Origin of the sequence: Pseudomonas sp. NPDC087626 (assembly GCF_044743405.1) — a bacterium.
Lineage (GTDB): Bacteria > Pseudomonadota > Gammaproteobacteria > Pseudomonadales > Pseudomonadaceae > Aquipseudomonas.
This window is the reverse complement of the sequence record NZ_JBIUWJ010000027.1, coordinates 16843-28966: the sequence shown is the minus strand read 5'-3', so window position 1 is coordinate 28966 and position 12124 is coordinate 16843. Positions and strand designations below refer to the sequence as shown.

The 12124-nt window shown below is 63.8% G+C and carries 12 protein-coding genes; 10 read left to right on the top strand and 2 right to left on the bottom strand.

The features are described from left to right. Positions 1-82: 82 nt before the first annotated feature. On the bottom strand, positions 83-520 hold the full coding sequence (locus tag ACIOVD_RS20560) for a YciI family protein (protein ID WP_401129952.1): 438 nt from the start codon (positions 518-520) through the stop codon (positions 83-85). Positions 521-700: 180 nt separating this feature from the next. On the opposite strand from ACIOVD_RS20560, the gene ACIOVD_RS20555 reads away from it, so the two are divergent. The 10 genes from ACIOVD_RS20555 to ACIOVD_RS20510 all read left to right on the top strand — a co-directional run bounded on the left by ACIOVD_RS20555 (position 701) and on the right by ACIOVD_RS20510 (position 10481). Beyond that, positions 701-2110, top strand: coding sequence for a DUF2252 domain-containing protein (locus tag ACIOVD_RS20555; protein WP_095169504.1), 1410 nt, complete (start codon positions 701-703; stop codon positions 2108-2110). Positions 2111-2190: 80 nt separating this feature from the next. After that, complete coding sequence (locus tag ACIOVD_RS20550; RefSeq protein ID WP_095169505.1) at positions 2191-3147, top strand: LysR substrate-binding domain-containing protein; 957 nt, start codon at positions 2191-2193, stop codon at positions 3145-3147. A gap of 151 nt (positions 3148-3298) precedes the next feature. Then, positions 3299-4753, top strand: coding sequence for a 2-hydroxymuconic semialdehyde dehydrogenase (locus ACIOVD_RS20545; RefSeq protein ID WP_218274103.1), 1455 nt, complete (start codon positions 3299-3301; stop codon positions 4751-4753). 17 nt (positions 4754-4770) lie between these two features. After that, positions 4771-5592: a fumarylacetoacetate hydrolase family protein gene (locus tag ACIOVD_RS20540; protein ID WP_095169507.1), complete on the top strand. Its 822-nt coding sequence runs from the start codon at positions 4771-4773 to the stop codon at positions 5590-5592. Then, complete coding sequence (locus ACIOVD_RS20535) at positions 5585-6523, top strand: acetaldehyde dehydrogenase (acetylating) (RefSeq protein ID WP_401129949.1); 939 nt, start codon at positions 5585-5587, stop codon at positions 6521-6523. Before ACIOVD_RS20540 ends, ACIOVD_RS20535 begins: the two co-directional genes overlap by 8 nt. An 11-nt stretch (positions 6524-6534) precedes the next feature. Next, positions 6535-7554 carry a 4-hydroxy-2-oxovalerate aldolase gene (gene dmpG / locus ACIOVD_RS20530; RefSeq protein WP_095169509.1) on the top strand — a complete coding sequence of 340 codons (1020 nt, stop codon included), beginning with the start codon at positions 6535-6537 and terminating at the stop codon, positions 7552-7554. A gap of 150 nt (positions 7555-7704) precedes the next feature. Then, a complete protein-coding gene (locus ACIOVD_RS20525) occupies positions 7705-8493 on the top strand; it encodes a 2-keto-4-pentenoate hydratase (protein ID WP_401129986.1) in 789 nt (262 codons plus the stop codon). Further along, positions 8490-8915: a RidA family protein gene (locus ACIOVD_RS20520; protein WP_095169511.1), complete on the top strand. Its 426-nt coding sequence runs from the start codon at positions 8490-8492 to the stop codon at positions 8913-8915. Before ACIOVD_RS20525 ends, ACIOVD_RS20520 begins: the two co-directional genes overlap by 4 nt. 10 nt (positions 8916-8925) lie before the next feature. Then, positions 8926-9498 (top strand): 3-hydroxyanthranilate 3,4-dioxygenase, encoded by a 573-nt coding sequence (locus tag ACIOVD_RS20515; RefSeq protein WP_095169512.1) that lies wholly within the window; start codon positions 8926-8928, stop codon positions 9496-9498. A gap of 8 nt (positions 9499-9506) precedes the next feature. After that, a complete protein-coding gene (locus ACIOVD_RS20510; protein WP_401129946.1) occupies positions 9507-10481 on the top strand; it encodes an amidohydrolase family protein in 975 nt (324 codons plus the stop codon). 573 nt (positions 10482-11054) lie between these two features. On the opposite strand, the gene ACIOVD_RS20505 is transcribed toward ACIOVD_RS20510, so the two are convergent. Beyond that, positions 11055-12080: a porin gene (locus ACIOVD_RS20505; RefSeq protein WP_095169514.1), complete on the bottom strand. Its 1026-nt coding sequence runs from the start codon at positions 12078-12080 to the stop codon at positions 11055-11057. Positions 12081-12124: the final 44 nt, after the last annotated feature.

Genomic DNA, 12124 nt, shown 5'->3' with positions numbered 1-12124 from the left:
CGTGGCCATTTGGCTGATGCATCAGTACTTTTCTCAAACTTGCGGCCAAGCCCCTAAGCGCGGCATTTACCGCGTGAATACCTCAACACTTCCTCCCCCCCTCCCGCCCATCCCCAAACACCCGCGCCTCCTGCTCCCGCAACTCCTGCGTCAACTCCGCCCCAAAATCCTCCATCTCAAACACCTGCCGAATCTCTATCTCAGCCTCAGTCCCCGGCATCGGATTCGGGCAGCGCTTAACCCATTCAACCGCCTCCTCTTTCGACTTCACCTGCCACAGCCAATACCCGGCAATCAACTCCTTGGTCTCGGCAAACGGCCCATCGATGACCGTGTGCGTGTCCCCCCTGAAACGCACCCGTGCCCCTTTGCTGCTGGGGTGCAGGCCTTCGCCGGCAAGGAGGATCCCGGCCTTGAGCAGTTCTTCGTTGTAATTGCCCATCTCGGTCAACAGCGCTTCGCTGGGCATTTTGCCGGCTTCGGAATCCTGGCTGGCTTTGATGATGATCATGAATCGCATGGCGGTTGCTCCTTTGGATTGGGTGACCTGACAAGTAGTCGAACGGCCGCTGTGCAAATCGACGGCACAGGACAAAAAGATTTGCCGCCGCGCAGCAACCCTGGCGGCTGGCCAAGCCCTGGATTCCTGCTAGCGTTTGAACCAGCGCTCGCCGGCACAACCCATTTCGCAAGGGACTCCATGACCACCGTCAAAGACCGTCTCAAACAAGGCAAGGATGCGCGCAAGCACTGCCCGCGCAGTTCCCAGGCGCAGCACCAGCAGAGCGAGCGCGATCCGATTCCGTTGATCAGGGCTTCCAGTGAGGGCCGGGTGCAGTCGTTGGTGGCTTTGCGTTACGGGCGCATGCTGGTGTCGCCGTTCACTTTCTACCGGGGCAACGCCTTGCTGCAGGCCCACGACCTGTCCCGCACGCCGGACATGGGTTTGCGCTCAACGATCTGTGGCGATTGTCACTTGATGAACTTCGGCGGTTTTGCCACCCCGGAGCGCAATCTGTTGTTCAGCGTCAATGACTTCGACGAGGTCCATCCGGGCCCTTGGGAGTGGGATCTCAAGCGCTTGGTGGCGAGTTTTCTGATTGCTGCGCGGGACCTGCGCCATGGGGCGACGGTGGAGGAGAATGTCTGCCGTCAGTTGATTGGCGCCTACCAGCAGAGCATGGCGGTGTGTGCCGAGCAGAGCGCCCTGGAAATCTGGTACGACTCGATTACCTACGACGATCTGCTGCGACAGGCGCGCTCGGACAACACCCTGGAGCACGTGCAGCGAGCCATGGAAAAAGCCGAGCGCCGTACCCATGCCGAGTTGCTGCCGAAAATCTGTGAGCGGGATAACCAGGGCCGGTTGCTGATTCGCGATGACCTGCCGGAAATCTTCCACTTGCACAACACCACCACGTTGCTCGACGCCGACGACGCCTGGTTGCGCCTGGCCGATTGGCGGCCGCTGTATGACACCCTGATGCGCGATTATCGCAGCACCCTGGCCGGTGACCGCCGGGAGTTGCTGGCGCGTTTCCAGGTGCAGGACCTGGCCTTCAAGGTCGTTGGCGTGGGCAGCGTCGGCACCCGCTGCATGGTCGCGCTGATGACCGATAATCAGGAGCGTCCGCTGTTCCTGCAGATCAAGGAAGCCCGGCGTTCAGTGCTCGCCGACTACGTCAAAAGCAGATCCCGCGCCCGCCACAACGGCCAGCGCGTAGTGGAGGGACAACGCTTGATGCAGTCGGCCAGCGACCTGTTCCTGGGTTGGACCACTGGCCCCCATGGCCGGCATTTTTACGTGCGCCAGCTACGGGACATGAAGGTCTCGGCGGAGCTGGAAACCTTCGATGACGAAACCTTCGCCGCCTACGCGCGCACCTGCGGCCGGGCGCTGGCCCGCGCCCATGCCAAGGCCTCGGGGCAGGCAGCGTTGATCAGTGGCTACATCGGCAAGAGCGATACCCTGGCCGACGCCCTGTACCAGTACGCCCAGGCCTACTCGGACCAGAACGAGCGCGACTTCGAGCGCTTCCAACAGGCCTGCCGCAAGGGTCGCCTGCTGGCCCGATCGGAAGCGGACTTCGCCGCCGACCATCTCCCGTAAAGCCTCCTCCGCTGCTGAAAACACCGGAAGTGTGATACCTATAGCGCCCCGTCGAACCCACGCGATTCCCGAGGCTCTGCATGAAGTTCACCACCATTTCCGTTGCGCGCAAGCTCAAGTTCTACCAGTTGGTGGTGTTCGACCAGGTGCTGCAAAGCGGCTCGCTGGTCCGGGCTGCGCAGGCGCTGAATCTGACTCAGCCGGCGGTGACCAAGATCATTCATGAGCTGGAATCGTACTTCGACGCGCCGCTGCTGATTCGTGGCAATCGCGGGGTCAGCGCCACCGAACTGGGTGAGTTGGTGGTGCGCCGGGCCAAGTCGTTGCTGGCCGAACTGCGCTCGCTGACCGACGAGGTCAATGCCTTCCAGGAGGGCACCTCGGGGCACGTGATGGTCGGGACGCTGATTTCCGCGTCCACCTCGTTGTTGCCCCGGGCCATGCAGTTGCTCAAGCAACAGGCACCGGGGGTGCTGGTGTCGTTGCGGGTCGGGCAGATGGACCAGTTGTTCCCGGCGCTGGCCGTGGGCGAAGTGGACCTGGTGGTGGGCCGGGTACCTGATGACTGGCGCTGGCGCAACGAGTCGCCGATGCTCGACGTCGAGGTGCTGTATGCCGAGCAATTGAGTGTGGTGGCCGGCGCCAACCATCCCCTGCAGGGTCAGGCACCGGTCAGCCTCGCCGATCTGCACGCCTACCCGTGGGTGCTGCCGACCCGCGATTCCCTGCTGCGCCGCACCGCCGACAAGCTGTTCGCCGACGCCAACCTGAGCACCCCGGGCAACGTGGTCGAGTCGCTGTCGATCCTCACCAACATCACCCTGATGCAGGACCAGCAGACCGTGGCACTGATGCCCTACGAGGCGTCGCAGCAGTTTGTCAGCGCCGGCCTGCTCAAGGCCTTCGACCTCGGCGCGCCGTTGCAGTTTGGCGATATCGGCTGCTTCTTCTCCAACACCCGCGCCCTGGGGCCGGCAGCACGGCTGTTCCGCGAATGCCTGAACCAAGCGCGTAGCGAGTCGGATCAACTCCCATAGGGAAATTCGGAAAGATCGCAACCTTCGGCAGCTCACCTGGTATTCCAGATCGACATATCAAGGCACGACCTTTTTATTATTCACTAATAGCCACCCTCCCTACACTCCCTCCGACTACCCACGTTTTCCGGAGGTTGATGTGTCTGCACCCCTGCAGTTGCTGCGTAATTACATCTCGGGCGAATTCGTCGCCAGCGAGCAGACCTTCCCCAATGTGTCGCCCATCGATGGCCGGACCCTCAGCCAGGTCTGCGAAGCCGACGAGGCCCTGGTCGCGCGTGCCGTCGCGGCGGCCAAGGCTGCGCAGCACGGGCCCTGGGGCGACTACAGCGCGAGCCAGCGTGCCGCCGTGTTGCAGCGTATCGCCGATGCCATCGAACGTCGCTTCGAAGACTTTGTCGCCGCCGAAGTGGCCGACACCGGGCGTCCGGTGCAGCAGGCGCGGACCCTGGACATCGCCCGGGGTATTCACAACTTCCGCACCTTCGCCGAACTGATCAACCAGGCCGGCAGCGAGTGCTTCGAGATGCGCGCCGCCGATGGCAACGACGTTTTCAGCTACTCGGTACGCAAGCCCCATGGCGTGGTGGCAATCATCTCGCCGTGGAACCTGCCGATGTTGCTGATGACCTGGAAGGTCGCCCCGGCCCTGGCCTGTGGCAACTCGGTGGTGATCAAGCCCTCCGAGGACTCCCCTTCCACTGCCACCTTGCTGGCCGAGGTGATGCACGAAGTCGGGTTGCCGGCGGGCGTGTTCAACCTGGTACACGGCTTCGGCCCGGGCTCGGCCGGTGAGTTCCTGACCCGCCACCCGGACGTCGACGCCATCACCTTTACCGGTGAGTCGCGCACCGGCGAAACCATCATGAAAGTCGCCGCCGAAGGCATCCGGGACGTGTCGTTCGAACTGGGTGGCAAGAACGCCGCGGTGGTGTTTGCCGACTGCGATTTTGACGCGGCAGTGGCCGGCGTCCTGCGCTCCAGCTTCACCAACTCAGGCCAGGTCTGCCTGTGCTCGGAGCGGGTGTATGTGGAGCGGCCGATCTACGAACGCTTCGTTGCCGCCATGAAAGCCGGGGCCGAGGCGCTGAAGATCGGCTACCCGGATGAAGACGGGGTGAACATGGGCTCGTTGATTTCCCACAAGCACCGCGACAAGGTCCTGGGCTACTTCGAACTGGCCCGCAGCGAAGGCGCGACCCTGGTCACGGGCGGCGGCGTGCCGCACTTCGGCGACGAGCGCGACAACGGCGCCTACGTGCAACCGACCATCTGGACTGACCTCTCTGACGACGCCCGTTGCGTGCGAGAAGAAGTGTTCGGCCCGGTATGCCATATCGCCCCGTTCGACCGCGATGAAGAAGTGGTGCAACGGGTCAACGACTCGGCCTATGGCCTGGCCACCGCCCTCTGGACCCGTGACCTGAAGCGCGCGCACCGGCTTTCACGGCGTTTCGAGGTCGGCATGGTCTGGGTCAACACCTGGTTCCTGCGCGACCTGCGCACCCCGTTTGGCGGCACTCGCCTGTCCGGACTGGGCCGTGAAGGGGGACGCCACTCCCTGGATTTCTACTCGCAAATCACCACCATCTGCGTCAACCCTTGAGCCCCGGAGTCTCGTCCATGCATGCAGCTCTCATCGAAGCGGCCAACCGGCTGCGCCAGGCCGAACGCGACGGGCAACCCTGCCCGCCGGTTCGCGAACTGATCGCCAGCGCCCTCGCCGCGGATCCCACGGCAGACCCGGTCGCCCTCGCCTACGCCGTGCAACACCACAACACCCAAGCCGCCATTACTGCCGGGCAACGTCCGGTCGGGCGCAAGATCGGCCTGACCTCCTACGCGGTCCAGCAGCAACTGGGGGTCGATCAGCCGGACTTCGGTCAACTGTTCGCCAGCATGGCCCGCGGTGACGATCAGCCGATTGCCTGGAGTGACACCCAGCAGCCCAAAGTCGAGGCGGAAATCGCCCTGGTGCTGGAACACGACCTGTGCCACGAGCGCCACACCATGGCCGACCTGATCCGCGCCACCGCCTTCGCCCTGCCGGCCATCGAAGTGGTGGGCAGCCGAATCGCCCAGTGGGACATCCGGCTGGTCGACACCATCGCCGACAACGCCTCCTCGGGCCTGTTCGTGCTCGGCAGTCGCCCGGTACAACTGGCGCAACTGGACCTGGTGCGCTGCGGCATGAGCATGACCCTGGGCGGCGAGCCGGTATCGGTGGGCGCCGGTGCGGCGTGCCTGGGCAACCCGTTGAACGCGGCGCTGTGGCTGGCCGACACCATGGTCCGGTTCGGTGCGCCGTTGCGCGCCGGCGACATCCTCCTGACAGGCGCCCTCGGGCCGATGGTCGCGGCCCAACCGGGCAATGTGTTTACTGCCCATATCCAGGGCCTGGGCAGCGTCACCGCGGCCTTTGAACGGAGCGCTGGCCATGACTGACAAGCTGAAGGTCGCCATCATCGGCTCCGGCAACATCGGCACCGACCTGATGATCAAGGTCCTGCGCAACGCCCAACACCTGGAAATGGCGGTGATGGTCGGCATCGACCCGGCCTCCGACGGCCTGGCCCGTGCCGCACGCATGGGCGTGGCGACCACCCACGAAGGGGTTGAAGGGCTGGCGCGAATGGAGGTATTCCAGGACATCGACTTCGTGTTCGATGCCACCTCGGCCAGCGCCCATGTCGCCAACGACACGTTCCTGCGGGCCATCAAGCCCGGCATCCGCCTGATCGACCTGACGCCTGCGGCGATTGGCCCGTACTGCGTGCCGGTGGTCAATCTGGAGCAGAATCTGCACCAGCTCAACGTCAACATGGTCACCTGCGGCGGCCAAGCGACGATCCCGATGGTGGCCGCCGTGTCGCGCATCGCCAAGGTGCATTACGCCGAGATCGTCGCCTCCATCGCCAGCAAGTCCGCCGGACCCGGCACCCGGGCCAACATCGACGAGTTCACCGAGACCACCTCCAAGGCCATCGAAGTCCTCGGCGGCGCCGGCAAGGGCAAGGCGATCATCGTGATGAACCCGGCGGAGCCACCCTTGATCATGCGCGACACCGTGTTCGTGCTGTCGGACGCCGCCGATCAAGCCCAGGTCCAAGCCTCCATCGAAGAAATGGCGACCGCGGTGCAGGCCTATGTGCCGGGCTATCGCCTCAAGCAAACAATACAGTTCGACGTGATTCCCGAGCAGGCGCCGCTGCACATTCCCGGCCTGGGCACCTTCTCGGGGCTCAAGACCTCGGTGTTCCTCGAGGTCGAAGGCGCCGCCCATTACTTGCCCGCCTACGCCGGCAATCTCGACATCATGACCTCCGCTGCCTTGGCCACCGCCGAGCGCATGGCGCAGTCGATGCTCAACGCCTGAGGAGCCTTGCGATGACCTTCAACCCCGGTAAAAAGCTCTACACCTGCGATGTGACCCTGCGCGACGGCAGCCATGCGATTCGTCACCAGTACTCGATCCAGAACGTGCAGGACATCGCCCGCGCCCTGGACAAGGCCCGCGTCGACGCCATCGAAGTGGCCCACGGCGATGGCCTGCAAGGGTCGAGCTTCAACTATGGTTTCGCCGCCCACACCGACCTTGAGTGGATCGAAGCGGCGGCGGATGTGATCAGCCACGCCAAGATCACTACCTTGCTGTTGCCCGGGATCGGCACGGTCCACGACTTGAAAGCGGCCTACAACGCCGGGGCACGGGTGGTGCGCATCGCCACCCATTGCACCGAGGCGGATGTCTCCCGACAGCACATCGAGTACGCCCGCGCGTTGGGCATGGACACCGTGGGGTTCTTGATGATGAGCCACATGATCCCCGCCGAGCAGCTTGCCGCCCAAGCCAAACTGATGGAAAGCTACGGCGCCACGTGCGTGTACATGGCCGACTCCGGGGGTGCGATGAGCATGCAGGATGTGCGCGAGCGTTTGCGCGCCTTCAAGGCGGTGCTCAAGCCCGAGACCCAGACCGGCATGCACGCCCACCACAACCTGGCGCTGGGGGTGGCCAACTCGATTGTCGCGGTCGAGGAAGGCTGCGACCGCATCGACGCCAGCCTCGCGGGCATGGGCGCCGGTGCCGGTAACGCGCCGCTGGAAGTGTTCATCGCCGCCGCCGACCGCCTGGGCTGGAACCACGGCACCGACCTCTACACCTTGATGGACGCCGCCGATGACATCGTCCGCCCGCTGCAAGACCGTCCGGTGCGGGTCGACCGCGAATCCCTGGCCTTGGGGTATGCCGGCGTGTACTCCAGCTTCTTGCGCCACGCGGAAATCGCCGCGCAGAAGTACGGCATCAAGGCGGTGGACATCCTCGTCGAGCTGGGCAAGCGACGCATGGTCGGCGGCCAGGAAGACATGATCGTCGACGTCGCCCTGGACCTGCTCAAACGCTAACCCCACTGACCCCACACACCCCAATGTGGGAGCGAGCTTGCTCGCGATGACTGAGTGCCAGTCGACATCACCGTTGCCTGACACATCGCCATCGCGAGCAAGCTCGCTCCCACAGGAGAACCGGGCATGTTCGCCCTTGGAGCAACACCCATGACCACCGACATCGCCTACATCGCCAAGGCCCTGGACCAGGCAGCACGCAAAGCCGAAGCCGTGGCGCAGTTCAGTACCCACACGCCGTTCAGCCTCGATGAGGCCTACCAGATCCAGCGGGCATCGATGCACCATCGCTACGCTGGCGGCGAGCGCCAGATCGGCCTCAAACTGGGCTTCACCAGCCGGGCGAAGATGATCCAGATGGGCGTCGACAGCCTGATCTGGGGCTGGCTCACCGACGCCATGCTCGAAGAAGACGGCGGCATCGTCGACCTGCAGCGCTACATCCATCCACGAGCCGAACCCGAGGTGTGCTTTCTCACCCGGCGCACCATCGACCGCCCCTTGACCGCACTGGAAGCGGTCGACTACCTGGAAGCCGTGGCACCGGCGATCGAGATCATCGACTCGCGCTACCAGGCCTTCAAGTTCAGCCTCGAAGACGTGGTCGCCGACAACTGCTCCTCCGCCGGGTTGGTGGTCGGCGCCTGGTCCCGCGACTTCGCCGGCCTGGACAACGCCGGGGTGCTGATGCGCATCAATGGCCGGGTGGTCCAGGCCGGCTCCACGGCCGCGATCCTCGGCCACCCGCTGCGCAGCCTGGTGCAGGCCTCGCAGTTGCTGGCCAAGGCCGAGATCGCCCTGCCGGCCGGCAGCCTGATCATGGCCGGTGCCGCCACCGCTGCCGAAGCCCTGAGCCCGGGCGCCCATGTCAGCGTGCAGATCGCCGGTTTCGGGGAATGCGGCTTCAGCGTTGCCAACCACCCAGGAGCAAGACAATGAGCCTCAATCGATCGACCGTGGTCGCCGGCAAGGCGACGCCACGCGGACGTTTTCCCCACATCAAGCGCGCCGGTGATTTCCTCTACGTCTCCGGCACCAGCTCGCGGCGTCCCGACAACAGTTTCGAGGGCGTGGAAGTCGATGCCCTGGGCACCACCCGCCTGGATATTCGCGCACAGACCCGCGCCGTGATCGAGAACATCCGCGACATCCTCAACAGCGAAGGCGCGGGCCTCGCGGACCTGGTCGAACTCAGCAGTTTTCTCGTCGACATGAACGACTTCGACGGTTACAACCAGGTCTACGCGCAGTACTTCGACGAAACCGGCCCGACCCGTACCACTGTGGCCGTGCACCAACTGCCCCACCCGCACTTGCGCATCGAAATCAAAGCCGTGGCCTACGCCCCCCTCAACGCTTAAGGACAACAAGATGGACAAGCATCACTTCAGTCCACCCCTGAACTTCAATCGCTGGATCGAAGAATACGCCCACCTGCTCAAGCCACCGGTGGGCAATCGCCAACTGTGGAAAGACAGCGACACCATGGTCACGGTGGTCGGCGGCCCCAACCAGCGCACCGACTTCCACGATGACCCGGTGGAGGAGTTCTTCTACCAGTTCAAGGGCAATGCCTACCTGAACATCTGGGACCGCGGCCAGTACGAGCGCATTGATTTGCGCGAAGGCGACATGTACCTGATGGCCCCGCACGTGATCCATTCGCCCCAGCGTCCGGAGCCCGGCAGCCTGTGCCTGGTGATCGAAAAGTCCCGTCCAGAAGGACAGTTCGATGCCCTGCAGTGGTCCTGCGCCCATTGCGGCACCCTGGTCAAACGCTATGAGTTGCAATTGCAAAGCATCGTCAACGACCTGCCGCCGGTCTATGAACAGTTCTATGCCACCAGCGACGCCGAACGACGTTGCCAGGGTTGCGGTGAGATCCACCCCGGTCGCGATTGGCAAACCTGGCACCGCACCCTCGAAGCGGTGAAACGTCCATGAAAATCGACATGCATTCGCACTTTTTCCCCACCATCAGCCAGGCCGAGGCTGCACGCCTGAGCGCCGACCGCGGGCCGTGGTTGCACACCAGCGGACGCACTGGGCAGATCATGGTCGGCGACCAGCCGTTCCGTCCGGTGCACGACGTGCTGTGGGACATGCACCGGCGCATCGAGCACCTCGACGAACAGGGCCTGGACGTGCAGATCATGTGCGCCACGCCGGTGTTGTTCGCCTACGATGCGCCGATCGAGCGAGCCCTGCCCTGGGCGCAACTGATGAACGACCGCGCCCTGGAAATGACCGCCGTGGCCCCGGACCGGCTCAAGGTCCTGGCCCAGGTGCCGCTGCAGGACATCGACGCCGCCTGCCGGGAAGCCAGCCGGGCCAAGGCGGCCGGCCATGTCGGTGTGCAGATCGGCAACCACGTCGGCAATCAGGACCTGGACCACGAAGGCCTGGTGAGGTTTTTCACCCACTGCGCCGAGGACGATATCCCGGTGCTGGTCCACCCGTGGGACATGATGGGCGGCGAGCGCATGCGCAAGTGGATGCTGCCGTGGCTGGTGGCGATGCCAGCGGAAACCCAGCTGGGGATTCTGTCGCTGATCCTCTCGGGTGCCTTCGAACGCATTCCGCCTTCACTGCGCCTGTGCTTTGCCCACGGCGGTGGTGGCTTCGCCTTCCTGCTGGGGCGTGTGGACAATGCCTGGCAACACCGCGACATCGTCCGCGAAGACTGCCCGAACCTGCCGTCGAGCTACGTCAAACGCTTCTTCGTCGACTCCGCCGTATTCGATCCGCGCTCGCTGAAGTTGCTGGTGGACGTGATGGGCAGCGACCGGGTAATGCTCGGCTCCGACGCCCCGTTCCCCCTCGGGGAGCAGAGCATTGGTGCCGGGGTTATCGAGCATCCTGAGCTGGATCAGGCGACCAAGGCGCAGATCCTGGGGAGCAACGCCCAGGCGTTCTTCGGGCTCTGACCCAACGCTGCACCCAGCCCCGCCGCAAGCGATTGCCGCGGGGCTTTTACATTCCCCCTCACAGTGTTTTTCAGCTGCCCACAGATTTTGCCTACCTCCACCGGGATCTTGGGTGCCCATGGATTTTGCAGGCACCCACCGGTCCAGTGTGGGAGCGGGCTTGCCCGCGATGACAGTGTGTCAGGCACCATCAATATTGAATGTCCCGGCCCCATCGCGGGCAAGCCCGCTCCCACCGAGATCTTCGGTGCCCACAGCTTTTGCAGACACCCACCAAACCTGTGGGAGCGGGCTTGCCCGCGATGGCGGTGTGTCAGGCAGCATTGATGTTGAATGTTCCGGCCCCATCGCGGGCAAGCCCGCTCCCACAGAGATCTTCGGTGCCCATGGATTTTGCATATACCCACCAAACCTGTGGGAGCGAGCTTGCCCGCGATGGCGGTGGGTCAGGCAGCATCGATGTTGAATGTGCGGCCCCATCGCGAGCAGGCTCGCTCCCACCGGGATCGTGGTCGCTCGCAGGTTGTCCAGGCACAAAAAAAGGCGCCTTTCGGCGCCCGCTTTCAACCTGGCTTAAAACTTGTAGCGCACCCCCATCTGCAATCCCTCCGGGTTCTCGTTGCGCAACGGGCTTTCCAGGTTCCAGCTCACCGGATAACGCACGTCCGAGTCGCGGTTGTGATGCACGTAGCCGTACACCGCATACAGGTCGGTCTGCTTGTTGAAGTTGTAGATGTACGCCAGGTTGATGCCCGTGGCGTCGCTCAAGGCTTGGTTCTTGCGGTCGTCCTTGTAGACCACGCTGGCGGCAATGTTCTGAGTGTCCCAGAAGTTGTGGCGAATCCCCAGTTGCAGGTCGCTGCCGTTGGACTCGAAGTCCACCCACGGTGCGTAGGCGTAGTAACCGACATAACGGTGATAGACCGCCGTCAGGTCCGTGGTGCCCATGCTGTAGACCACGGTGAAGTAGGCATCGGTCGCCTGCTCCATGGTGTGCTTGTCCCACAGATTGCGTTGGTACTTACGATCCACCGCGGCGGCAAAATACCAGGGGCTGTCGGCCCAGTAGTCGATGCTGGTGCTGTAGACCACGCCGTCGCGACTGCCATCGTTCTCGCCCAGGGTCGCCATGCCACGAAACTGATAACCCTCGTAGCGCGGGCTGATGTACATCAGCGAGTCGTCTTCACGCCACGGTGCATAGAACACCTGGACGTTGTTGACCAGGCTGTAGTCGTTGCCATAGAGGGGGTCGGCATAGCCGTAGCTGTTGGCCGAGGGGGTGTCCTGGCGACCGGCGCTGAGGGTCCCCCAGCGCTCGGAGATCACCTGGTAATAGACTTCGCGCTTACCCGTCGAGTCATCGGAATGGGGGTTGTACATGGCTTCATAGACGGCGTTGAGCTTGATGTCGTCCGTCACTTCCTGGAAATACTTGAACTGGATACGGTTGGAACTCAAGCCCGCACCCGTCAGCCGATCCACGGTGTCGCCTCCCGAGCGCGCCACTTCGTACGTCAGGTCGACCACCCCGGACACCTTGAACTCCGCATAGCAAGCGCCACTCATCAACGGAAGGGCGAGCAATAGTTTGCGCATGAAAAACTCCGGACACTGCACAAGCGCTGGCCGGTGGCTCGTTG

Excerpts from the sequence above, each read along its gene's own strand:
- ACIOVD_RS20515 (WP_095169512.1), top strand. The coding sequence starts at position 8,926 with ATGGACAAGCATCACTTCAGTCCACCCCTGAACTTCAATCGCTGGATC.
- ACIOVD_RS20560 (WP_401129952.1), bottom strand. The coding sequence starts at position 520 with ATGCGATTCATGATCATCATCAAAGCCAGCCAGGATTCCGAAGCCGGC.
- ACIOVD_RS20510 (WP_401129946.1), top strand. The coding sequence starts at position 9,507 with ATGCATTCGCACTTTTTCCCCACCATCAGCCAGGCCGAGGCTGCACGC.
- ACIOVD_RS20540 (WP_095169507.1), top strand. The coding sequence starts at position 4,771 with ATGCATGCAGCTCTCATCGAAGCGGCCAACCGGCTGCGCCAGGCCGAA.
- ACIOVD_RS20525 (WP_401129986.1), top strand. The coding sequence starts at position 7,705 with ATGACCACCGACATCGCCTACATCGCCAAGGCCCTGGACCAGGCAGCA.
- ACIOVD_RS20555 (WP_095169504.1), top strand. The coding sequence starts at position 701 with ATGACCACCGTCAAAGACCGTCTCAAACAAGGCAAGGATGCGCGCAAG.
- dmpG (WP_095169509.1), top strand. The coding sequence starts at position 6,535 with ATGACCTTCAACCCCGGTAAAAAGCTCTACACCTGCGATGTGACCCTG.
- ACIOVD_RS20505 (WP_095169514.1), bottom strand. The coding sequence starts at position 12,080 with ATGCGCAAACTATTGCTCGCCCTTCCGTTGATGAGTGGCGCTTGCTAT.
- ACIOVD_RS20520 (WP_095169511.1), top strand. The coding sequence starts at position 8,490 with ATGAGCCTCAATCGATCGACCGTGGTCGCCGGCAAGGCGACGCCACGC.
- ACIOVD_RS20550 (WP_095169505.1), top strand. The coding sequence starts at position 2,191 with ATGAAGTTCACCACCATTTCCGTTGCGCGCAAGCTCAAGTTCTACCAG.
- ACIOVD_RS20535 (WP_401129949.1), top strand. The coding sequence starts at position 5,585 with ATGACTGACAAGCTGAAGGTCGCCATCATCGGCTCCGGCAACATCGGC.